Source organism: Pseudomonas sp. VD-NE ins (genome assembly GCF_031882575.1).
Taxonomy (GTDB): domain Bacteria; phylum Pseudomonadota; class Gammaproteobacteria; order Pseudomonadales; family Pseudomonadaceae; genus Aquipseudomonas; species Aquipseudomonas fluorescens_BZ.
Window position 1 is genome coordinate 2,279,488 of the sequence record NZ_CP134772.1, and the last position, 21,888, is coordinate 2,301,375.

Here is a 21,888-nt window from a genome sequence, read left to right on the forward strand (position 1 = left end):
GCAGAAATTGCCTGGGCGCCAGTCACCCGGTAAAGTGCCGCTCCCCCCGTTTCGCCAGAGGCTCGCACCATGACCCAGACCCTAGATATTGCCGTGATCGGCGCCACCGGTACTGTCGGCGAAACCCTCGTACAGATTCTCGAAGAGCGCAGCTTCCCGGTTGCTAACCTGCACCTGCTGGCGAGCAGCGAATCCGCCGGCAGTTCGGTGCTGTTCCGCAACAAGAACGTGCGCGTTCGCGAAGTCGACGAGTTCGATTTCAGCAAGGTCAAACTGGTGTTCTTCGCCGCCGGCCCGGCCATCACCTTGAGTTACGCCGCCCGTGCCCACGCCGCCGGCTGCTCGCTGATCGACCTGTCCGGCGCCTTGCCGGCCGATCAGGCGCCGCAGGTGGTACCGGAAGCCAACGCCGATGTGCTCGCCGGTTTGAAAGCACCGTTCCAGGTCAGCAGCCCAAGCCCGTCGGCTACTTCGCTGGCCGTGGTGCTGGCGCCGCTGCTTGATCTGATCGATCTGCAATACGTCAATGTCACCGCCAATCTGGCTGTTTCCGCGCAGGGTCGCGAAGCCGTTTCCGAGCTCGCGCGACAGACCGCCGAGCTGCTGAACATGCGCCCGCTGGAACCGACCTTCTTTGATCGGCAGATGGCCTTCAACCTGCTGGCGCAGGTCGGCACGCCCGACGCGCAGGGCCATACGTTGCTGGAAAAACGTCTGGTGCGCGAGTTGCGTCAGGTGCTGGCCAAGCCTTTATTAAAGATTTCCGCAACTTGCGTTCAAGCCCCGGTGTTTTTTGGCGATAGCTTTAGCGTGACCTTGCAGTCAACGTCGGCTGTCGACCTGGCGAAAGTCAACGCTGCACTCGAAGACGCGGCCGGTATCGAGCTGGTCGAAGCCGGTGATTACCCGACTGCAGTCGGTGACGCGGTAGGGCAGGATGTTGTCTATGTTGGTCGCGTGCGCAGCGGTGTCGACGACCCGGCGGAACTAAATCTGTGGCTGACGTCAGATAACGTACGCAAAGGCGCGGCCCTTAACGCTGTGCAGGTGGCTGAATTGTTGATAAAAGACCTGCTGTAAAAGATACTTGGCAACAATTTGTCGACTGATTCTAGGTGAGCGCTATGCTTGCCCGGATTGCTTGATAACGTGTCACCCTCCGGGACATTCCGGGGCATCAAAGAAATAATCGCGCGCGACATCTGTCGTCGTCGCGCGCAATGCCTTACGGCAGCGGTATTCAACATCTTCTCGCTGGCCGAGGAACGTTCAAACAAAGGATGAGGCTATGGTTCAAGTTCGCAAACTGGTGTTAGCAATAGCGGCCGCCTCGGCGCTGTCCTCCGGTATGGCGCATGCCCTCGGGCTCGGGGAGCTGACCCTGAAGTCGACCCTGAACCAGCCGCTGGTGGCTGAAATCGAGCTGCTCGACGTCAAGGATCTCACCGCTGCCGAAGTGGTGCCGAGCCTGGCTTCACCCGAAGATTTTGCCAAGGCCGGCGTCGACCGCCAGGCCTTTCTCAACGATCTGACCTTCACGCCGGTACTCAACGCCAGCGGCAAAAGCGTGCTGCGCGTCACCTCGAGCAAGCCACTGTCGGAACCGATGGTCAAATTCCTCGTGCAGGTGATGTGGCCGAACGGCCGTCTGCTGCGCGACTACAGCGTGCTGCTCGATCCGTCGAAGTTCTCGCCGCAGACCGCTGACGCCGCCGCGCAACCGGCGCCGTCGCAGACCATCGCTGCGCCGACTACTGGCGCCACGCACCCGACGCAGTACACCACCACGCCGCGCGATACCCTGTGGGAAATCGCCGCGAAGGCGCGTACCGGCGGCTCGGTGCAGCAAACCATGCTGGCCATTCAAGCCTTGAACCCGGATGCGTTCATCGGCGGCAACATCAACCGCCTGAAAACCGGTCAGGTGCTGCGCCTGCCGGATTCGGTACAAAGCACGGCATTGCCGCAATCCAAAGCGATTGCCGAAGTGGCAGCGCAGAACGAAGCCTGGCGTCAGGGCCGTCGTTATGTGGCCAAGCCGGGCACTGGTCAGCAGCAGCTCGATGCGACCAACCGTGGTCGTGGCAATACCGGTGCAGCACAGAACGCCCAGGACAATCTGAGCCTGGTTTCCGCCGAAAGCGCCAAGGCGCGCGGCAAAGGCCCGGCGGGTGACGCCAAGGCGCTGAGCAACAAGCTTGCGGTCACTCAGGAAAGCCTCGACACGACCCGTCGTGACAATGAGGAACTGAAAAGCCGCGTGTCCGATTTGCAAAGCCAGATGGACAAGCTGCAAAAACTCATCGAGCTGAAAAACAATCAATTGGCGAAACTGCAGGCTGAAGGGGCGGGCGCAGCGCCAGCCGCCAACGCTGCTGCACCGGCAGTGCCTGCGATCACGGCTGAACTGGCTGCCACCCCGCCGGCCACCCCGGCAGAAGCGGCGCCGACGCCAGAGTCTGCCATTGCGCCGCCGGCTGAAACGCCAGTTGAGCCAGTGGTCGCACCAAAGCCGCCTGTCGATGAAGAGAAAACCTTCAACGAGCTGCTGACCAACCCGATTCTGCTGGGGCTGATCGGTGGCGGTGCGGTGGTTCTGCTGCTCCTGCTGCTGTTGCTGGCACGTCGCCGCAAAGCTCAGCAGGAAGCCGAGAAACATCTGCGCATGGCCCGTGCCCTGTCGGAGGAACAAGAGTTCTCCGCTGAGCAGGATCTGCCGGAAAGCAGCTTCGAAGGTCTGGAAACCCCGGCGGCGAGCGTCAAGCTCAACACCCCGGCACCAGCACCTGCTCCGGCAGCCGTAGTGGCTCCGGTAGTCGCCCCGATCGTGATGGCTGAGCCGATCGCCGCGCCGCTGGTGGCACCGGCCGCCGAGCGCTCCGATGACGTGCTCGACAAGGCGCAGTCGCACATCAACGCCGGTCGCCTGAATCAGGCTGCCGCGCTGCTGGAAGAGGGCGTCAGCCTGGAGCCGCAGCGCAGTGATCTGCGTCTGAAGCTGATGGAGGTCTACGGTCAGCAGGGCGACCGTGATGCGTTCGTCGGTCAGGAGCGTCAACTGGTGGCCAATGGCGACAACTTCGCCAAGGTCGAAGAGCTGAAAAGCCGCTTCCCAGCCATGGCCGTCGTCGCTGCGGCGGGTCTGGCCGCTGCTGCCGTGGCTGCCGAGCTGGACGCGCAATACGTCAAGGATCTGCTGCTGGATGAGCCTGAAGCACCGGCGCCGGCTGCTGTTGAAGATGATCTGGACAGTGCGTTTGACCTGAGCCTGGACGATCTCGACAACATCACGCCGGTTGAGCCTGCGCCTGTGGTTGAGCCCGAAGCGCCGGTGGAGCTGGACGAGTTCCCGTCCGACGACGACCTGAGCTTCGAATCGGTGCTGCAACAGCAGACTGATATCAAAGAGAATCTGGACGACCTGTCGGACTTCGACCTCGATCTGGACCTCGGTGCCGAGCCGGCTCCAGCGGTTGACCTGGCGGACGATGACTTCCTGCTGGACCTGGACGAAGGCGTGAAAGATCTGCCGCCGGTCGAGGCGCCGGTGGTGGCTGACGTGCCGCAGGATGATCTGGAGCTGCCGGCTGATTTCGATCTGTCGCTGGCCGATGAAATGGACAGCAACCCAGCGGCTGAACCTGATACGTTCGCGGCCGAGCTCGATGACGTCAACGCCGAGCTGGATCGCCTGTCGCAAAGCATTGCCGAACCGACTTTCACCGAAGCTGATGCGGCAATCGGTGGTGATCTGGGCGAAGATGATTTCGACTTCCTTGCCGGCACTGATGAAGCCGCTACCAAGCTCGATCTGGCCCAAGCCTACATCGACATGGGCGACAGCGACGGTGCACGCGACATCCTCAACGAAGTGTTGACCGAGGGTGACGAGAAGCAGCGGGGCGAGGCCAAGGACATGCTCTCGAGCCTGTAGTAAGTCCAGCGGTAAACGAAAACGGCAGCCCGGTGAGGCTGCCGTTTTTGTTTGTGCCGGAATGTGTGTCGTCTTGGCTATTGTCATCGTTGGCAAGCCAGCTCCCACAGGGTTTGTGTGCGCGGCAGAAACTGTGGGAGCTGGCTTGCCAGCGATGGGGGCCGCTCAGGCGACAGAGAACCCTCTGGCATCCCTGAACCACAGCCTTATAATGCCCGCCTTTGCACAAACAGCAGGCTGTCCCACCTTGGCAAACATAGATAACCCGGTCGCCGAAATGGCCCCCGACGGCTTTTACCGCGTCGCGCTGGGCGTTGAGTACAAAGGCTCGCGCTACAGCGGCTGGCAGCGTCAGTTGACGGGTGTGGCGACGGTGCAGGAAGAACTCGAAAAAGCCCTGTCGAAAGTCGCCAATTCGCCGGTTTCGCTACAGTGCGCCGGGCGCACCGACGCCGGCGTGCATGCCTGCGGGCAAGTGGTGCATTTCGATACGACGGTCGATCGTTCGCTGAAAGCCTGGGTCATGGGCGCCAACATCAATCTGCCGCATGACATCAGCGTGAGTTGGGCGCGGGTGATGCCGGCGCATTTTCATGCGCGGTTCAAAGCTATCGCGCGGCGCTATCGCTACGTGATCTACAACGATCAGATTCGCCCGGCGCATCTCAACGAAGAGATCACCTGGAACCACCGTCCGCTGGACGTCGAGCGCATGGCTGAGGCCGCGCAGTACCTGATTGGCACCCACGATTTCAGTGCCTTCCGTGCCGGCCAGTGCCAGGCCAAGTCGCCGATCAAGAAGATGCATCACCTGCGCGTGACCCGTCACGGCAAGATGATCGTGCTCGACATCCGCGCCAATGCGTTTCTGCATCATATGGTGCGCAACATCGCCGGTGTGTTGATGACCATTGGTGCCGGCGAGCGCCCGGTCGAGTGGATGAAGGAAGTGCTGGAAAGCCGCGAGCGCCGTTCCGGCGGCGTCACGGCGCATCCGTACGGCTTGTATCTGGTGCAGGTCGAGTACCACGACGAATTCCCGTTGCCCGAGCGTTTTATCGGGCCACATTTCCTTACGGGTTTCTCCGAACTTGACGGCTGACGCCCTCGAACGCTTTTGTTACCATCCGGGACTTTCCCGGATTTTGCCTCGGAGTTTTTCTCGATATGCCAGCCGTTCGCAGCAAGATCTGCGGGATTACCCGCATAGAAGATGCGCTGGCCGCCGTTGAGGCCGGGGCGGATGCGATCGGGTTCGTGTTCTACGCCAAGAGTCCCCGCGCGGTGACGGTGCAGCAGGCGCGAGCGATTATTCAGGCATTGCCGCCGTTCGTGACCACCGTGGGCCTGTTCGTCAACGCCAGCCGCTGCGAGTTGGGGGAAATCCTCGATGCCGTGCCGCTGGATCTGTTGCAGTTCCATGGTGATGAAGTCGCGGAAGATTGCGAAGGTTGGCATCGTCCGTACATCAAGGCGTTGCGGGTCAAGGCTGGTGATGACATTGCGGCGGCGGTCGATGCCTATCCGAGCGCCAGTGGCGTGCTGCTCGACACCTATGTCGAAGGCGTGCCCGGCGGAACCGGTGAGGCGTTCGACTGGTCTTTGATTCCGCGGGGTTTGAGCAAGCCATTGATTCTGGCGGGTGGTTTGACCCCTGATAATGTCGCGGATGCCGTGGCCCGGGTAAAACCCTACGCGGTGGATGTCAGCGGTGGGGTAGAGGCGAGCAAGGGCATCAAGGATCACGCAAAGATTCACGCGTTCATCAACGCGGTACGCAAAGCGCCATATTGATGTGACGGCTGGCAGTCTGCCGCCGTCCATCAATGCACTTGCACAAAGCAGGCGCGGCTGAGGGTTGCTGGATAGCACGCAGGTCATGTTTCGCGCTGATCGTGGCAGTCCGGCAACCATCGCCACACACATGAATTTAGCTGAAGGGCATACGCGGGGCTGCGAACCAGAGCGTTCGGGCCGCCGGTACTGGAGAAAGAAAGCATGAGCAACTGGTTAGTAGACAAACTGATCCCTTCGATCATGCGTTCCGAGGTCAAGAAGAGCTCGGTCCCTGAAGGTCTGTGGCACAAATGCCCGTCTTGCGAGGCGGTGTTGTATCGTCCAGAGCTGGAAAAGACCCTGGACGTTTGCCCTAAATGCAACCACCACATGCGCATCGGCGCACGTGCGCGCATCGACATCTTCCTCGATGCCGAAGGTCGCAACGAACTGGGCGCCGATCTGGAGCCGGTTGACCGTCTGAAATTCCGCGACGGCAAAAAGTACAAGGATCGCCTGACCGCTGCCCAAAAGCAGACTGGCGAAAAAGACGCGCTGATCTCCGTCAGCGGCACCTTGCTGGGCATGCCCGTTGTGGTTTCGGCCTTTGAATTCGCCTTCATGGGCGGTTCCATGGGCGCCATCGTCGGTGAGCGCTTCGTGCGCGCGGCCAACTACGCGCTGGAAAACCGCTGCCCGATGATCTGTTTCGCCGCCTCCGGTGGTGCGCGCATGCAGGAAGCGCTGATCTCGCTGATGCAGATGGCCAAGACCTCGGCGGTACTGGCGCGTCTGCGTGAAGAAGGCATTCCGTTCATCTCCGTACTGACCGACCCGGTCTACGGCGGTGTTTCCGCGAGTCTGGCGATGCTTGGCGACGTGATCGTCGGTGAGCCTAAAGCCCTGATCGGCTTCGCCGGTCCGCGTGTTATCGAGCAAACCGTGCGTGAAAAACTGCCGGAAGGTTTCCAGCGCAGCGAATTCCTGCTGGAACACGGCGCGATCGACATGATCATCCACCGTCAGGAACTGCGCCCACGCCTGGGTAACCTGCTGGCACAAATGACTGGCAAGCCGACGCCGAAATTCGTCGCCGCGCCAATCGAGCCGATTGTGGTTCCTCCGGTCCCTGCTGGCCTATGACCGAGCGCACCCTTGGCGAATGGCTCGCCTACCTTGAGCAGTTGCACCCGTCGGCCATAGACATGGGTCTGGAGCGTTCGCAACAGGTAGCGTCCCGCATGGGGCTGGGCCAGCCGGCGCCTCGGGTGATTACGGTCACTGGCACCAATGGCAAGGGTTCGACCTGCGCTTTCGTGGCTTCATTGCTGCGCGCGCAGGGCCTGAGCGTTGGTGTCTACAATTCTCCGCACCTGCTGCGTTACAACGAGCGGGTGCAGCTCAATGGCGTCGAAGCCACTGACGCGCAGCTGTGCGCAGCCTTTGCAGCAGTCGAGGCCGGGCGCGGCGACACTTCCCTGACTTACTTCGAAATGGGCACCCTCGCGGCGTTCTGGCTTTTTCAGCAGGCCGGGCTTGATGCGGTGGTGCTGGAAGTCGGGCTGGGCGGGCGTCTGGACACGGTTAACGTGGTCGATGCCGACATTGCGCTGGTCACCAGCATTGGCGTCGATCACGCCGATTATCTGGGCGATACCCGCGAATCCGTGGCTTTCGAAAAGGCTGGAATTTTCCGTCAGGGCAAACCTGCCTTGTGCGGCGATCTGAACCCTCCGCAACCGTTGCTCGACAAGGCGCGTGAACTGGCTTGTCCGTTCTTCCTGCGGGGGCGCGATTTCGATCTCGGCATCACCGATCAGCACTGGCAATGGCGTGGCACCGATGCGCAGGGCCGGGTTGTCGAATTGCGTGACTTGCCGCTGCTCGATCTGCCGATGGAAAACGCCGCGCTGGCGTTGCAGGCGTATCTGCTGCTCGGCTTGCCGTGGAATGCGTCGCAGATTGTCGCGGCGTTGCAGGCCACTCGCGTGGTCGGGCGACTGGATCGCCGCTCGTTCGAGTGGAACGGCAAGCGCCTGAATCTGTTGCTGGATGTTGGTCACAACCCGCATGCCGCCGAGTATCTGGCCCGTCGTCTGGCCTCGCAGCCACCGGTCGGCAAGCGCCTGGCGGTTTTCGGCCTGTTGGCCGACAAGGATCTGGATGGTGTTGTCAGCGAATTGAATGCTAGTGTCGAGCATTGGGCCGTTGCGCCGCTGGATTCACCGCGCGCACGTCCTGTGGCTGAATTAAACGCTGTATTGCAGAACCTTGGCGCTGCGGTCACGTCTTACGACAGTGTCGCCGCCGCCCTGGAAGGGCAGTGCGCGGTGGCAACCAGCGACGACGAGATTCTGTTGTTCGGATCATTTTATTGTGTTGCCGAGGCCCTTGAATGGCTGGCCCGGCGCTCCACGGAGGAAGCGGCAAATGGCTTTGCTGGATAAAGCGTACAAGCAACGCATGGTTGGCGCTTTGGTGCTGGTTGCGCTGGCGGTGATTTTCCTGCCGATGCTGTTTTCCCGTCAGGACGAGCAGCGTCAGGTGACTGTCGAAGCGCCCGCCGCGCCGCAAGCGCCTGTCGTACCGCAAGTGCAAATGGAAACGGTGGCTGTGCCTGAGCCGCAAACCTTGCCGCAGGAGCCGGTGCCGACGGACGAAGAAGTCGCCGAAGACACGGCGCCTGTTGCGCCCGTCGCACCGGCGCCGACGGCTCCCATCATGATCACCAAGCCTGTTGCGCCTCCCGCGGTGGCCAAGCCGATTCCGGCACCTGCTCAGCCGATCACTGCATCCTCGAGCAAGCCGGACACCACGCAAAGCCGCGTCGATGCCAACGGTCTGTCGGTGAGCTGGTCGGTGCAGCTGGCCAGTCTGTCGAGTCGTGCCAGCGCTGAGAGTCTGCAGAAAACCCTGCGCAGCCAAGGCTATAACGCCTATATCCGTTCGGCCGATGGCAAGAATCGGGTGTTTGTCGGTCCGCTGATCGAGCGTGCCGAAGCCGATCGTCTGCGTGATCTGTTGGGTCGCCAGCAGAACCTCAAGGGTTTTGTTGTGCGCTTCCAGCCTGAGCGCGGCTAAAAACTATCACCTCGATTGAAATGCACTGACAATCGCAGCTTACCGAGAGGCATGCGCTCTGCTAAAATGCGCCGCCTTATCCGTCTGTAGGCTGCACTGTGCCATTTACCTGGGTTGACTGGGCGATCGTTGCAATCATCGCCATCTCCGCTTTGATCAGTTTGAGCCGCGGCTTCGTCAAGGAAGCATTATCGCTGGTGACCTGGATCATCGCAGGAGTCGTCGCCTGGATGTTCGGTGGCTCATTGTCCGAGTACCTCGCCGGATACATCGAAACCCCATCGGCTCGCGTGATCGCGGGCTGTGCCATCATGTTTGTCGCCACACTGATCGTGGGCGCAATGATCAATTATCTTATCGGCGAGTTGGTACGCGTCACCGGGTTGTCCGGGACCGATCGATTCCTCGGCATGGCCTTCGGCGCAGCGCGTGGCGTGTTGCTGGTGGTCGTGGCGGTCGGGCTGTTGAGCCTGGGGCCGGTACAGCAGGACGGGTGGTGGAAAGAATCACAGCTCGTACCAAAATTTCTATTGGTCGCTGATTGGTCCAAAAACCTGATTCTCGGGTGGAGCAGTCAGTGGCTTGCCAGCGGAATCAGCGTACCCGCTGATATTCCGTTCAAGGAGCAACTCTTGCCGTCGGCGAAAACGCCTCAGTGAGTGTTGTTCAGTTCAGATCCATTAAGTAGGGGTTGCGTCGCATGTGTGGCATCGTCGGTATCGTCGGTAAGTCGAACGTCAATCAGGCGCTGTATGACGCGCTAACCGTGCTCCAGCACCGCGGCCAGGACGCTGCCGGTATCGTGACCAGCCATGATGGCCGGTTGTTCCTGCGCAAGGACAATGGCCTGGTGCGTGACGTGTTTCAACAGCGTCACATGCAGCGTCTGGTCGGCCACATGGGTATCGGCCACGTCCGTTATCCGACCGCGGGCAGCTCGACCTCGGCCGAAGCCCAACCGTTTTACGTCAACTCGCCTTACGGCATTACGCTGGCGCACAACGGTAACCTGACCAACGTTGAGCAGTTGGCCAAAGAGATCTACGAATCCGATCTGCGTCACGTCAACACCAGTTCCGACTCGGAAGTGCTGCTGAACGTGTTCGCCCACGAGCTGGCCCAGCGCGGCAAGCTGCAGCCGACCGAAGAAGACGTGTTTGCCGCCGTGACCGACGTGCACAACCGTTGCGTCGGTGGTTACGCAGTAGTCGCCATGGTGACCGGTTACGGCATCGTCGGTTTCCGCGACCCGCACGGCATCCGTCCGATCGTGTTCGGCCAGCGTCACACCGACGAAGGCGTCGAGTACATGATCGCCTCGGAAAGCGTTTCGCTGGACGTGCTCGGTTTCACCCTGATTCGCGACCTGGCGCCGGGCGAAGCGGTCTATATCACTGAAGACGGCAAGCTGCACACCCGTCAGTGCGCGACCAACCCGTCCCTGACTCCGTGCATCTTCGAACACGTCTACCTGGCGCGTCCGGACTCGATCATCGACGGCGTGTCGGTCTACAAGGCCCGTCTGCGCATGGGTGAGAAGCTCGCCGAGAAGATCCTGCGCGAGCGTCCGGAGCACGACATCGACGTGGTTATCCCGATCCCGGACACCAGCCGCACCGCGGCACTGGAACTGGCCAACCACCTGGGCGTGAAATTCCGCGAAGGCTTCGTCAAGAACCGTTACATCGGTCGTACCTTCATCATGCCGGGCCAGGCGGCCCGCAAGAAATCGGTGCGTCAGAAGCTCAACGCCATTGAGCTGGAATTCCGCGGCAAGAACGTGATGCTGGTTGACGACTCGATCGTACGCGGCACTACTTGCAAGCAGATCATCCAGATGGCCCGCGAAGCCGGCGCGAAAAACGTCTACTTCTGCTCGGCCGCTCCGGCGGTACGCTTCCCGAACGTCTACGGGATCGACATGCCAAGCGCGCACGAGCTGATCGCACACAACCGTTCGACTCAGGACGTGGCGGATCTGATCGGCGCTGACTGGCTGATCTATCAAGACCTGCCTGACTTGATCGAAGCAGTCGGCGGCGGCAAGATCAAGATCGAGAATTTCGATTGCGCGGTGTTCGACGGCAAGTATGTCACCGGTGACGTTGACGAGGCTTACCTGGACAAGATCGAGCAGGCACGCAACGATGCCTCGAAGGTCAAGACCCAGGCGGTCAGTGCGATCATCGATCTGTACAACAACTGAGTTTCTACCGGCCCTGAGGGGCCGGTTTTGTATCTGACTTTCAATTTTCGAGAACAGGGCAAGGAGTGACAGCATGAGTCAGGAATGGGATGCCGGTCGGCTGGACAGCGACCTCGAAGGCGTAGCGTTCGACACCCTGGCCGTACGTGCCGGTCAGCACCGTACGCCGGAAGGCGAGCACGGTGATCCGATGTTCTTCACCTCCAGCTACGTGTTCCGCACCGCTGCCGACGCGGCCGCGCGGTTTGCCGGGGAAGTGCCGGGCAACGTTTACTCGCGTTACACCAATCCGACCGTGCGTGCGTTCGAAGAGCGCATTGCTGCGCTGGAAAGCGCCGAGCAGGCCGTGGCGACCGCCACCGGCATGGCCGCGATCATGGCGGTGGTGATGAGCCTGTGCAGCGCCGGCGATCATGTGCTGGTTTCGCGCAGTGTGTTCGGTTCGACCATCAGCCTGTTCGAGAAGTACTTCAAGCGTTTCGGCGTAGAAGTCGATTACGTGCCTTTGGCTGACCTGTCAGCCTGGGATGCGGCGATCAAGCCGAACACCAGACTGCTCTTCGTCGAATCGCCATCCAACCCTCTGGCTGAGCTGGTCGACATCGCCGCGCTGGCAGAAATCGCTCACGCCAAAAGCGCGATGCTGGTGGTCGACAACTGCTTCTGCACGCCAGCGTTGCAACAGCCATTGAAAATGGGTGCAGATATCGTTGTGCACTCGGCGACCAAGTTCATCGACGGTCAAGGCCGTTGCATGGGCGGGGTGGTTGCCGGTCGCAGTGAGCAGATGAAAGAAATCGTCGGCTTCCTGCGCACCGCCGGCCCGACCCTGAGCCCGTTCAACGCGTGGATCTTCCTCAAAGGTCTGGAAACCCTGAGCCTGCGGATGAAGGCGCACTGCGCCAACGCCCAAGAGCTGGCCGAATGGCTGGAGCAGCAGGACGGCATCGAGAAAGTCCATTACGCCGGTCTCAAGAGCCATCCGCAGCACGAACTGGCCCAGCGTCAGCAGAAGGGCTTCGGTGCGGTCGTGAGTTTTGAGGTCAAGGGTGGCAAGGAGGGCGCATGGCGCTTTATCGATGCGACTCGACTGATTTCGATCACCGCCAACCTTGGCGACAGCAAAACCACCATCACGCACCCGAGCACCACCTCTCACGGCCGTCTGGCGCCGCAGGAGCGTGAGGCAGCAGGCATCCGTGACAGCCTGATCCGCATTGCGGTCGGTCTGGAAGACGTTGCTGACCTGCAAGCCGACCTGGCGCGCGGTCTGGCAGCGCTGTGATCGAGTTGTCGACCCCGAAAGCCGGTACCCATGGTCGCGTTGCGCTGGTCACGGGGGCCGCGCGCGGTATCGGTCTGGGGATCGCGGCATGGCTGATCAGCGAAGGCTGGCAAGTGGTGCTGACGGATCTGGATCGTGCGCGTGGTTCGAAAGTGGCGAAAGTACTGGGCGAAAACGCCTGGTTCATCGCCATGGATGTTGCCGATGAGGGCCAGGTCGCGCTCGGCGTTGCCGAAGTGCTGGGGCAGTTTGGTCGCCTCGATGCGCTGGTCTGCAACGCGGCGGTCGCCGATCCGCACAACATCACTCTGGAAAGCCTCGATCTGGCTTACTGGAATCGCGTGCTGGCGGTAAACCTCAGTGGGCCGATGTTGTTGGCCAAGCACTGTGCGCCGTACCTGCGCGCGCACAACGGTTCGATCGTCAATCTGGCATCGACCCGTGCACGGCAGTCGGAGGCGGACTCCGAGGCGTATGCGGCGAGCAAGGGCGGCTTGCTGGCGCTGACGCATGCGCTGGCGATCAGTCTGGGTCCGGAGATTCGTGTCAATGCGGTCAGCCCGGGCTGGATCGATGCGCGCGATCCTTCTGCGCGCCGAGCAGAGCCGCTGGCCGATGCCGATCATGCTCAGCATCCGGCGGGCAGGGTAGGGACGGTCGAAGATGTCGCGGCCATGGTTGCGTGGTTGCTGTCGAGGAATGCCGGGTTTGTCACCGGGCAGGAGTTCGTCGTCGATGGCGGTATGACGAAAAAGATGATTTACGAGCAGTGAGAGGCAGCTGCAAGCGTCGAGCTGCAAGTTGAAGCGAGATCACGGTGTGTCTGCTTTAGATGTTTATGCTTTTGCTTGCAGCTTGAGACTTGCCGCTAAAAACTGTTTTTGAAAAAAACTTCAATCCTGCTATTGACTTAGGTTCGCTACCTGCGTAAATTTCGCGGCCTCGGAGATGCAAACGGGTGATTAGCTCAGCTGGGAGAGCGTCTGCCTTACAAGCAGAATGTCGGCGGTTCGATCCCGTCATCACCCACCACTCCCCGAGAAACTTGCGTAAGCAAGAACGTAGGCTGCAAGTGCCTGCACCGACGCGCAGCGGTAGTTCAGTCGGTTAGAATACCGGCCTGTCACGCCGGGGGTCGCGGGTTCGAGTCCCGTCCGCTGCGCCATATTTTACGAATCAGGCTTGTCTGGTTCGCGATTGCAAGGCACCGAAGCCAGCAATCAAAACGAGTTACTTGAGCGCAAGCTCAAAGCGATACGCAGCGGTAGTTCAGTCGGTTAGAATACCGGCCTGTCACGCCGGGGGTCGCGGGTTCGAGTCCCGTCCGCTGCGCCATATCTGCTTCAAGGACCACTGAACGCCTTGACGCACCGAAAGCAGCCATTGGCTGGTTCGGAATCGATAGCAAAGACCCTGGTCGAAAGACCGGGGTTTTTTGTGTCTGAAATTTGCCTCCCCTTCTTTTTCTCTTCCCCCTTATCCAGCGCCCAACACGAATCCATGTAGGAGCTGCGGCACGCTGCGATCTTTTGATCTTGATCGTAAAAAACAAGATCAAAAGATCGCAGCCTCGTTTCACTCGACAGCTCCTACATGAGTATGGCGTGGGGCAATTGGCCTCATGCGGTGCCACGCCGCATTGATTTTTTGATTCTGTAGTCAAATTTTTGTAACTGGTTGTTTGCTGCGAGCGCAGAAACCTTTAAAGTTAACCTTTCGGTCAGCTTTGCACTGTCAACACGCCCTTTGTTTAGCCAAGAAGGGCTTCTGCAAGACTCGAGATTCCCCAGTAGATAACCAGAAGGGCGGACACATAACCGCCCAGAGGATGATCCATGTCCAACCGTGATATATCCCGGCGCTCGTTCCTTCAGGGCGGGCTGGTGGCGGGTGTGAGCGTCACGCTCACGCCGCTCAGCAGTCAGGCGCTGGCTGCCTTGATGGAAAACACTGTCACCGTGCCGTCCGAGAAGTGGCTCGGCAACAACGGCAAGGCGCGTCAGCGTAACGACGCACTGTCCAAAGTCTGCGGCAGCAAGGTCTTTGCCCGTGACATCCGCTCCAAGGACATGCCGGGCTGGCCAGAGCAGCAAGGCCACGCCATGTTGCTGAAAACCATCAAGGCCGATCGCATTTACGCCGGCTACGACCTGTCGTGGCTCGGCGCCGACTTGCAGCCTGACCGGATCGTCACCGCCGCTGACCTGGACAAGGACGGCATCGTCTTCCCGGAAGAGCACGCACCGGATCCGTTGCTGCCAGAAGGCAAGGTGCCGATGTTCATCGGTCACCCGGTGGCAATCCTGATCTGGAACGATTTCGAGCGTTTCCGTCAGGCCAAGAACAAGCTCAAATTCAATGACAAAGCGATTCGTTACGGTGCCAAAGTGCCGTTCTACGAAGGCGACCCCTATGGCAGCTTCCGCTACGTACGTGTGGGCGGCGCGACCTCGGCAGACGAGGACGAATTCGCCAGCCTCAAGGACTCGATCCTCTTTCCGATGCTGAAAAACCGTCGCCCGGTATGGAATTCCCAGCCCAACCTGCACGGCAACCTGACCGAGCGCGGCCTGTTCTACGCCGACCGCATGAAGAGCGAGATCGACACACCGTCGGACAATTGGCTGGTGTTCGACGAGCGCTACAAGACCCCGTCGATCGAGCCGGCCGCGATGGAGCCGGACAACGGCAACGGTTGGTACGACCCGCAAACCAAGACCCTGCATTTCGTCGTGGCCACTCAGTGCCCGCTGGAGGCAGCGACCGAGACCGCGAAAATGATCGCGCCGTCGCGCTTCGGCCTGGCCAACCTGAACATGCACCCGGGTTACACCGTGGGTTACGGTTCCAAAGACCACAACATCTTCGTCTACTACGCAGCCCTCGCTGCGCTGTACGGCGCCGGTGTGCCGGTGCGTCTGGCCAACGATCGTTACGAGCAGTTCCAGAGCGGCATCAAGCGTCACCCGTTCGACATCCGCTACCAACTGGCCGTGGACAAGAACGACTACACCTTCAAGATTTTCCGCGCCGAAATGAGCGTCGACGGTGGTGGCCGGGTCAACTACAGCCCATCGGTAGCTGCGGTTGGCGCCACGGCGGCGCAGTCGATCTACTACATGCCGCAGAACGACCTGCAAGTCACCGCTTACCACTCGCGTGGTGTCGAGGCCGGTTCGATGCGCGGTTACGGCACCCTGCAAAGCATGGCGGCGACCGAGATGATGGTCGATGAAATCGCCAACCGCCTCGGTATCGATGCCATCGACCTGCGTCGCAAGAACGCCCTGCGTTCCGGCATGAAAAATACTCAGGGTGCGATCCCGGCCGGTGCTTTGCGCCTGCACGAAATCCTCGACAAGGCCTCGGTGCACGAAGTCTGGAAAAACCGCGACGCGATCAAGAAACAGCGTGAAGCCGCAGACCCGGACAACTGGTACGGCGTCGGTTTCGCCATTTGCCAGAAAGACTTTGGCACCGGTTCTGAAGCGCCGATGGCCAGCATCGAATTCACTGCCGACGGTCGCATCACCCTGCGCCACATCGGCATTGAGATCGGCACCGGCATGTCCACCTCGCAAGCCCTGGTCGTGGCCGATTTCCTCGGCAGCCCGGCGCACGAAGTGAAGACCGGCGAAACCGAATGGAAGGAAATGCAGCTGATCACCAGCGGCAACCCTTACATCATGAGCCAGGCCGAACAGGACAACCTGCTGCGCAACCCGCGTTGGGTTGGCAAACTGGCTTCGGCCTCGTCCGCGACCAACTCGGCGTACTACTTCAGCCACGCCACCCGTGAAGCGGCGCGCGTGCTGTTCAACAACGGCTTGTGGCCAGCGGCCATGGAAATCTGGCGTCAGGGCCCTTACGGCGGTCAAGCCAACCCTTACGTCGTGCGTCGCGAAGATGCGCACTGGGTCGACGGCAAGCTCACCGCCAACGGCATGCAGCCGTTGAGCTTCGAAGAGCTGGCCAAGCATGCTCACGAGCGCGGTCTGGTGACCGGTGCCACCGTTCACGCGTTCAACCGCTGGAGCTGGGCCGAGGCCGAATACAGCATCGACGGTGTTCGCGAGCGTCTGCCGCTGGATGGTCTTGCCGTGAAATACGGTGACGGCGCGCCGAAAGCGAAGAAAGCGTTGATGAGTACTTCCGGTTTCCACCTGTTGGATCGCCAGAACATCAATTATCCGGTTGTTCAGCTGAACAACGCTGCCGTGACCTACTACAGCCCGGTCGCGACGCTGGTCGAACTGAAGGTCAACAAAGGCTCGGCAGAAGTCGAAGTGCTCAACCACCATTCGTGGGTCGAGTGCGGTCGTGTGCTGGTTGAAGAACTGGTCAAGGGCCAGCTCGAAGGCGGTATCGCCATGGGCATCGGTCACGCCTTGATGGAAGAAATGCCTCTGTATGAAGGCGGGCCGGGGGAGGGTGACTGGAACTTCAACCGTTACCGTCTGCCGATGGCGCGTCACGTTGCCGTGTGGAAGCAGACGTCGGAGATTCTCCCGGCGCTGTCGCCAAGCGACCCGTCCAAAGGCATCGCCGAAGTGGTGATGATCCCGATTGTCGGTGCCATCGGTAACGCCGTGGCGCACGCCATCGGTAAACGTGTTCGCGATCTGCCAATCACTGCTGCGCGCATCAAGGAGGCCCTCAATGGCTAACCGTCCGTTTCAACTGACCCTCAATGGTCAATCCGTCGGCCCGGTGGACATCCCTGATGACCTGCCGATGATCGACTACCTGCACGAGTACAAAAACCTTACCGGCTCGCGACTGGGCTGCGGCCAGGGCATCTGCCACGCTTGTGTGGTGATCGTCGACAATCCGGATGGCACCAGCGAAGAAGTGCGCACCTGCATCACCGGCGCGCATTACTTCGAGGGCAAGAAAGTCCGCACCATCGAAGCTCACGCCAAGCGTGATGAGGCGGGCCAGGTCACCGAACTGAACCCGATCCAGCAACGCTTCGTCGATGAGTTCGCTTTCCAGTGCAGCTACTGCGCGCCGGGCTTCGTCAATGCTGCGACCGTGCTGGTTGAAAAGCTGCAGCGCCAGCCGACCGTGCAAAGCAAGCTCGAACAAGTCATCGAGGACAGCCTCGGCCATCACGTCTGCCGTTGCACCGGGTACGTGCGTTATTACAACGCCACCCGCAACGTGCTGACCGATCTCGGCCTGGTCAAGGAGGGTTAAGCATGAAGCTTTTTCTGACCCGCCTGACCCTGGCGGTCGGCCTCGCTGCGCCGCTGTTGTTTGCCCATGCCGATGATCAGGTCAAGCGCGGCGAATATCTCGCTCGCGCGGCCGACTGCATGGCTTGCCACACCGCGCCGGGCGGCGCACCGTTTGCTGGCGGCCTGCCGATCGTCTCGCCGTTCGGCACGATCTACGGTACCAACATCACGCCGAGCAAAGAGCACGGCATCGGTTTGTACAACGATGACGAATTCTTCGCTGCGCTGACCGAAGGCAAGCGTCGCGATGGCGCGAACCTCTATCCGGCGATGCCGTACACCTCGTATCACCTGATGCCGCGTGCAGATTCGGATGCGATCTATGCCTACCTGAAAACCATCGAGCCGATCGAGCGCGCAGCACCGGTTACCAGCCTGAGCTTTCCGTTCAACGTACGTCCGGGCCTGATTGGCTGGAACATGATGTACGGCAAAGCCCTGAAACTGGAGTCAGCCGAAGGTAAAAGCGAAGCCTGGAAGCGCGGCCAGTATATGGTTGAAGTCCTCGGTCACTGCGGCGAATGCCACACGCCGCGCGGTCTGCCGGGTGCGATGCAGTTGGATAAGCGCCTGACCGGCGGCATCCTCAATGGCTACCTGGCGCCGAGCCTGCTGGCCACTGATCTGGCTGCGCGGGGCTGGAACGAGCAGGATCTGGGCACGTTCCTCAAGCATGGCATGAGTGCGCAGGGGACGATGTTCAACGAGATGTTCCCGGTGTTCCACAACAGCACGCAAGGCCTGAACGATACCGATCTGGCGGCGATGGCGACCTTCCTGCTCGGCGACAAACCGCCGGCAGCCAAAGCACTTGTTGAAGTGCCGGTAGACCAGCTCAGCGCCAGTGCCCAGCGCGGCCGTCAGGAATATCTGAACGTCTGCGCCGGCTGTCACGCGGTCGGTGGCGAAGGCAAGCCGCACATCGCGGTGGCCATGCGCGGCAACACCACGCTGCGCCTGGAAGACCCGCGCAATCTTTTGCGGGTGATCGAGGACGGTATCGGCGAGCAGAAGTTCTCCGGTTTCGAGCACATGCAACCGATGCCAGGTTTCGCCGACAAGCTCAGTCCTGAACAGCTGACCGATCTGCTCAACTACCTGCGTCAAGGGTGGGGTGGGCAGTCCGCCGAGCTGGCAGTGAGCGAAGTGCAAAAGCTGAAAGACGACGCACCGTCCATCGAGCACAAGGCGCACTGACATGCAGCATCTCGATCTACAAGTGGTGCGCCGCGCGCTGGAGTGGTCGGTGGCGGGGCAGCGCATCTGGCTTTGCACCGTGCTGACGACTTACGGTTCGGCACCGCGTGCGCCGGGTTCGCTGCTGGCGGTGAACGATGGCGGACAGTGGATTGGCTCGCTGTCGGGTGGCTGCGTCGAGGAGGATTTCCTTGAGCGCGTCGCCGAAGGTGCGTTTCTCGATGCAGTCAATGTCGTGCGTTACGGCGAGGGCGACGATCCGCGTTCGCGGGTCAGCCTGCCCTGTGGCGGCATTCTCGATGTGCTGGTTGAGAAATTTGACGCTGACTGTGAGGTGCAGGCGCATCTGCGTGAATTGGAATCGGCGCTGCTGGGTCAGCGGCGCTTGATTCGCGAGGTCGATCTGGCCAGCGGTGCGCGCAGTCTGTTCGCTGATCGCGAGCAGGGTGCGCGGATCGAGCGTGAGATTGATCGGGTGCGCATCCGTGTCGGCGCGGCACAGCGTCTGTTGCTCGCCGGCTACTCCAGCGTGGCACAGGCCTGTGCCGAGTTTGCTGTCGGCCTCGGGTTTGAGGTGATTCTCTGTGATCCGCGCGATGAAGTGCTCGAAGGCGTTGTGCTGGATGGCGTGGAAATTCGTCGGCAATTGCCATCGGTGTTTATTGCCGACGGCGGTTGCCATCGCGATACGGCGGTCGTGGCGCTAACCCACGATCCACGTATCGACGACCTGGCGATGATGGAAGCGGTGCGCACTGAAGCCTTTTACATTGGCGTGATGGGTTCGCTGCAGACTTCGCAGAAGCGCTTTGAGCGGTTGCGTCGGATTGGCGGTTTAGGGGAGGGTGAGTTGGCGCGGATCCATGCGCCGATCGGTCTTAACCTCGGCAGCAAGACGCCAGCGGAAATCGCGCTGGCGGTGCTGGCGGATATCTTGCGGATTCGTAGCGGGATTGCTCGGGATCAGCTCTGAAACCGTTCGGTGTTGAATAAAAAGGGCCGCTGTTCAGCGGCCCTTTTTTACATCCCGAATTTGTCGCGTAAGCCGTAATACCAGGCACCCAACGCAGCAAACGGTGTGCGCAACAGTTGCCCGCCGGGGAACGGGTAGTGTGGCAAGTCGGCAAACGCATCGAAGCGCTCAGCCTGACCGCGTAACGCTTCGGCGAGCACCTTGCCGGCCAGATGGGTGTAGGTCACGCCATGGCCGCTGCAACCTTGCGAATAATAGATGTTGTCGCCCAGGCGCCCAACTTGCGGCAAGCGCGACAGCGTCAGCAGGAAGTTGCCCGTCCAGGCGTAATCAATTTTCACATCCTTGAGCTGCGGAAAAGCCTTGAGCATTTTCGGGCGGATGATCGCCTCGATGTTCGCTGGATCGCGTGCGCCATATACTACGCCTCCGCCGAAGATCAGGCGCTTGTCGCCCGTGAGGCGGTAGTAGTCGAGCAGGTAATTGCAGTCTTCAACGCAGTAGTCCTGCGGCAGCAGCGCTTTCGCCAGTTCGTCTCCCAGCGGCTCGGTGGTGATTACTTGCGTGCCGCATGGCATCGATTTGGCTGCCAGTTCCGGGACCAGATTGCCGAGGTAGGCATTGCCGGCGACGATAATGAACTTGGCCCTGACCTTGCCTTGCGGCGTATGCACCACCGGATTGGCGCCGCGTTCGATGCGCACGGCAGGCGATTGCTCATAGATGATGCCGCCGAGGGACTCGACCGCCGCCGCTTCGCCGAGCGCGAGGTTCAGCGGATGAATATGCCCGCCGCTCATGTCGAGCATGCCGCCGACGTACTGATCGCACGCAACCACTTCGCGAATACGACGTTGATCGAGCAATTCCAGCTGCGTATGACCGAAGCGCTCCCAGAGGCGCTCCTGCGATTCCAGATGGCCCATCTGCTTGGTCGTCAGGGCGGCGAACACGCCGCCGTCCTTCAGGTCGCACTGGATGTTGTACTTGGCCACGCGCTCGCGAATGATCCGGCCACCCTCGAACGCCATATGTCCGAGTAGTTGCGCTTGCTTGGGGCCGACGCTGCGCTCGATCACATCGATGTCACGACTATAACTGTTAACGATCTGCCCGCCGTTGCGCCCGGAGGCGCCGAAACCGACCTTGGCCGCCTCCAGGACCGTTACGCGAAAACCATTCTCCAGCAGGAACAGAGCAGAGGACAATCCGGTATACCCGGCGCCGATTACACAGACGTCCGTCTCCACATCATCCTGCAAGGCAGGGCGGGGCGGTACGGCATTGGCCGACGCGGCGTAATAAGACTCTGGGTAAGGGGTGTTCGCCATCCTGCAGCCTCTGTTTAATATATTTTACGAGTGCGTCGATCCTACCCGAGTTGAAAAACCTCCGCCAGCCACCAGAAAATCTTCGTCGACGAGCCGAAATTAAATATTTTGCATATTCATAGGGTTAGGTGAAAAAAAGGTGTTGACACCCCTCCGGAATTCCGTAGAATGCCGCCTCACAGCAGGCACGTAGCTCAGTTGGTTAGAGCACCACCTTGACATGGTGGGGGTCGTTGGTTCGAGTCCAATCGCGCCTACCAAACAAAATCCGCTCTGCTGGGCGGTCTAGAAGGGCTCACCGAAAGGTGGGCCCTTTTTTGTCGTCTGCGATTTGCAAAACTTTTGCAAAAACCTCCTCAGGGCGCCAGCTGGACTTCGCGTTTAGTCGATCTCAGGGCATTCGAAATTCCATGCGAGGCTGTTGATTCACTGCGAGTCGAACTTCACCGTTTGCGGTCCTTGCTGAATGGCGTGCGCAAGTCTTCGTCGTGCCCCCATCCATGATCGAATTTCTGCATCGTCGGGTCAGGCAGTTGGCTGACGATTCGCCGTTCGTCGCTAGCGTCCTTTGAAAAAGTGTGGATATTGAAAGGGTTATGAGTGTTACTAACCAACCAGTTATCAAAAAACCGTTGTTACTGTTCGTGGAATTAAGTAACATTCGCCCCGCGTTCACCACCACGGTTTATGCATTTTTAAATCCCAAGCTTCCATCAGCTGCTTGGGATTTTTTTTGCCTGCGATTTGGCTTTGCCGTTTCATTTTTCCTCTCGATCTCCCGTAATTGCCTGGCGATTGCTCGCAGGCAAATCCCTGCTTTTTCGACTACTACTGACTGGCCGATTTTCAACTCTTTGCGATGAGG

Annotated in this window: 17 protein-coding genes and 4 tRNA genes; 20 read left to right on the top strand and 1 reads right to left on the bottom strand. The window is 60.4% G+C overall.

The window, feature by feature from the left end; all coding sequences use genetic code 11:
• The first annotated feature begins 69 nt into the window (after positions 1 to 69).
• From RMV17_RS09920 to RMV17_RS10005, 18 genes are all read left to right on the top strand, one after another.
• Positions 70 to 1,080: an aspartate-semialdehyde dehydrogenase gene (locus RMV17_RS09920; protein WP_311886389.1), complete on the top strand. Its 1,011-nt coding sequence runs from the start codon at positions 70 to 72 to the stop codon at positions 1,078 to 1,080.
• A 208-nt stretch (positions 1,081 to 1,288) separates the two neighbouring features.
• Complete coding sequence (locus RMV17_RS09925; protein WP_034152769.1) at positions 1,289 to 3,934, top strand: FimV/HubP family polar landmark protein; 2,646 nt, start codon at positions 1,289 to 1,291, stop codon at positions 3,932 to 3,934.
• Positions 3,935 to 4,211: 277 nt separating this feature from the next.
• Positions 4,212 to 5,036 (top strand): tRNA pseudouridine(38-40) synthase TruA, encoded by an 825-nt coding sequence (gene truA, locus RMV17_RS09930; protein ID WP_034152768.1) that lies wholly within the window; start codon positions 4,212 to 4,214, stop codon positions 5,034 to 5,036.
• A 65-nt stretch (positions 5,037 to 5,101) separates the two neighbouring features.
• Positions 5,102 to 5,728, top strand: a complete 627-nt coding sequence (locus RMV17_RS09935) for a phosphoribosylanthranilate isomerase (protein ID WP_034152767.1) — start codon at positions 5,102 to 5,104, stop codon at positions 5,726 to 5,728.
• A gap of 204 nt (positions 5,729 to 5,932) precedes the next feature.
• A complete protein-coding gene (gene accD, locus RMV17_RS09940; RefSeq protein WP_007913458.1) occupies positions 5,933 to 6,853 on the top strand; it encodes an acetyl-CoA carboxylase, carboxyltransferase subunit beta in 921 nt (306 codons plus the stop codon).
• Positions 6,850 to 8,157: a bifunctional tetrahydrofolate synthase/dihydrofolate synthase gene (folC, locus tag RMV17_RS09945; RefSeq protein ID WP_311886390.1), complete on the top strand. Its 1,308-nt coding sequence runs from the start codon at positions 6,850 to 6,852 to the stop codon at positions 8,155 to 8,157. Before accD ends, folC begins: the two co-directional genes overlap by 4 nt.
• Entirely contained in the window at positions 8,141 to 8,791 is a 651-nt protein-coding gene (locus tag RMV17_RS09950; RefSeq protein WP_034152765.1) for an SPOR domain-containing protein, read from the top strand. The genes folC and RMV17_RS09950 overlap by 17 nt, the downstream gene beginning before the upstream one ends.
• A gap of 98 nt (positions 8,792 to 8,889) precedes the next feature.
• The gene (locus RMV17_RS09955; RefSeq protein ID WP_007913461.1) at positions 8,890 to 9,450 is read left to right on the top strand and encodes a CvpA family protein; all 561 of its coding nucleotides are present in this window, start codon (positions 8,890 to 8,892) and stop codon (positions 9,448 to 9,450) included.
• A gap of 41 nt (positions 9,451 to 9,491) precedes the next feature.
• Positions 9,492 to 10,997, top strand: coding sequence for an amidophosphoribosyltransferase (gene purF, locus RMV17_RS09960; protein WP_016984539.1), 1,506 nt, complete (start codon positions 9,492 to 9,494; stop codon positions 10,995 to 10,997).
• 73 nt (positions 10,998 to 11,070) lie between these two features.
• The gene (locus RMV17_RS09965) at positions 11,071 to 12,282 is read left to right on the top strand and encodes an O-succinylhomoserine sulfhydrylase (protein ID WP_311886391.1); all 1,212 of its coding nucleotides are present in this window, start codon (positions 11,071 to 11,073) and stop codon (positions 12,280 to 12,282) included.
• Positions 12,279 to 13,055: an SDR family oxidoreductase gene (locus tag RMV17_RS09970; protein WP_034152763.1), complete on the top strand. Its 777-nt coding sequence runs from the start codon at positions 12,279 to 12,281 to the stop codon at positions 13,053 to 13,055. Before RMV17_RS09965 ends, RMV17_RS09970 begins: the two co-directional genes overlap by 4 nt.
• 183 nt (positions 13,056 to 13,238) lie before the next feature.
• Positions 13,239 to 13,314, top strand: a tRNA-Val gene (locus RMV17_RS09975).
• 56 nt (positions 13,315 to 13,370) lie between these two features.
• Positions 13,371 to 13,447 (top strand) — tRNA-Asp (locus RMV17_RS09980).
• 93 nt (positions 13,448 to 13,540) lie between these two features.
• Positions 13,541 to 13,617: transfer RNA gene (locus RMV17_RS09985), tRNA-Asp, on the top strand.
• 500 nt (positions 13,618 to 14,117) lie between these two features.
• The gene (locus RMV17_RS09990) at positions 14,118 to 16,949 is read left to right on the top strand and encodes a xanthine dehydrogenase family protein molybdopterin-binding subunit (RefSeq protein ID WP_311886392.1); all 2,832 of its coding nucleotides are present in this window, start codon (positions 14,118 to 14,120) and stop codon (positions 16,947 to 16,949) included.
• Positions 16,942 to 17,481 carry a (2Fe-2S)-binding protein gene (locus RMV17_RS09995; protein WP_034152761.1) on the top strand — a complete coding sequence of 180 codons (540 nt, stop codon included), beginning with the start codon at positions 16,942 to 16,944 and terminating at the stop codon, positions 17,479 to 17,481. The genes RMV17_RS09990 and RMV17_RS09995 overlap by 8 nt, the downstream gene beginning before the upstream one ends.
• Positions 17,482 to 17,483: 2 nt before the next feature.
• Positions 17,484 to 18,719, top strand: a complete 1,236-nt coding sequence (locus tag RMV17_RS10000; protein WP_311886393.1) for a cytochrome c — start codon at positions 17,484 to 17,486, stop codon at positions 18,717 to 18,719.
• A 1-nt stretch (position 18,720) separates the two neighbouring features.
• Positions 18,721 to 19,692, top strand: a complete 972-nt coding sequence (locus RMV17_RS10005) for an XdhC family protein (RefSeq protein ID WP_311886394.1) — start codon at positions 18,721 to 18,723, stop codon at positions 19,690 to 19,692.
• Positions 19,693 to 19,739: 47 nt separating this feature from the next.
• Here the strand turns inward: RMV17_RS10005 and RMV17_RS10010 are convergent, their stop codons facing one another.
• Complete coding sequence (locus RMV17_RS10010) at positions 19,740 to 21,023, bottom strand: FAD-binding oxidoreductase (RefSeq protein ID WP_311886395.1); 1,284 nt, start codon at positions 21,021 to 21,023, stop codon at positions 19,740 to 19,742.
• Between the two features lie 183 nt (positions 21,024 to 21,206).
• On the opposite strand from RMV17_RS10010, the gene RMV17_RS10015 reads away from it, so the two are divergent.
• Together RMV17_RS10015 and RMV17_RS10020 are read left to right on the top strand one after the other, a co-directional pair.
• Positions 21,207 to 21,283: transfer RNA gene (locus RMV17_RS10015), tRNA-Val, on the top strand.
• Between the two features lie 336 nt (positions 21,284 to 21,619).
• Entirely contained in the window at positions 21,620 to 21,886 is a 267-nt protein-coding gene (locus RMV17_RS10020; RefSeq protein WP_311886396.1) for a hypothetical protein, read from the top strand.
• Positions 21,887 to 21,888 lie beyond the last annotated feature (2 nt).

Excerpts from the sequence above, each read along its gene's own strand:
- RMV17_RS09920 (WP_311886389.1), top strand. The coding sequence starts at position 70 with ATGACCCAGACCCTAGATATTGCCGTGATCGGCGCCACCGGTACTGTC.
- RMV17_RS09925 (WP_034152769.1), top strand. The coding sequence starts at position 1,289 with ATGGTTCAAGTTCGCAAACTGGTGTTAGCAATAGCGGCCGCCTCGGCG.
- truA (WP_034152768.1), top strand. The coding sequence starts at position 4,212 with ATGGCCCCCGACGGCTTTTACCGCGTCGCGCTGGGCGTTGAGTACAAA.
- RMV17_RS09935 (WP_034152767.1), top strand. The coding sequence starts at position 5,102 with ATGCCAGCCGTTCGCAGCAAGATCTGCGGGATTACCCGCATAGAAGAT.
- accD (WP_007913458.1), top strand. The coding sequence starts at position 5,933 with ATGAGCAACTGGTTAGTAGACAAACTGATCCCTTCGATCATGCGTTCC.
- folC (WP_311886390.1), top strand. The coding sequence starts at position 6,850 with ATGACCGAGCGCACCCTTGGCGAATGGCTCGCCTACCTTGAGCAGTTG.
- RMV17_RS09950 (WP_034152765.1), top strand. The coding sequence starts at position 8,141 with ATGGCTTTGCTGGATAAAGCGTACAAGCAACGCATGGTTGGCGCTTTG.
- purF (WP_016984539.1), top strand. The coding sequence starts at position 9,492 with ATGTGTGGCATCGTCGGTATCGTCGGTAAGTCGAACGTCAATCAGGCG.
- RMV17_RS09965 (WP_311886391.1), top strand. The coding sequence starts at position 11,071 with ATGAGTCAGGAATGGGATGCCGGTCGGCTGGACAGCGACCTCGAAGGC.
- RMV17_RS09990 (WP_311886392.1), top strand. The coding sequence starts at position 14,118 with ATGTCCAACCGTGATATATCCCGGCGCTCGTTCCTTCAGGGCGGGCTG.
- RMV17_RS09995 (WP_034152761.1), top strand. The coding sequence starts at position 16,942 with ATGGCTAACCGTCCGTTTCAACTGACCCTCAATGGTCAATCCGTCGGC.
- RMV17_RS10000 (WP_311886393.1), top strand. The coding sequence starts at position 17,484 with ATGAAGCTTTTTCTGACCCGCCTGACCCTGGCGGTCGGCCTCGCTGCG.
- RMV17_RS10005 (WP_311886394.1), top strand. The coding sequence starts at position 18,721 with ATGCAGCATCTCGATCTACAAGTGGTGCGCCGCGCGCTGGAGTGGTCG.
- RMV17_RS10010 (WP_311886395.1), bottom strand. The coding sequence starts at position 21,023 with ATGGCGAACACCCCTTACCCAGAGTCTTATTACGCCGCGTCGGCCAAT.
- RMV17_RS10020 (WP_311886396.1), top strand. The coding sequence starts at position 21,620 with ATGAGTGTTACTAACCAACCAGTTATCAAAAAACCGTTGTTACTGTTC.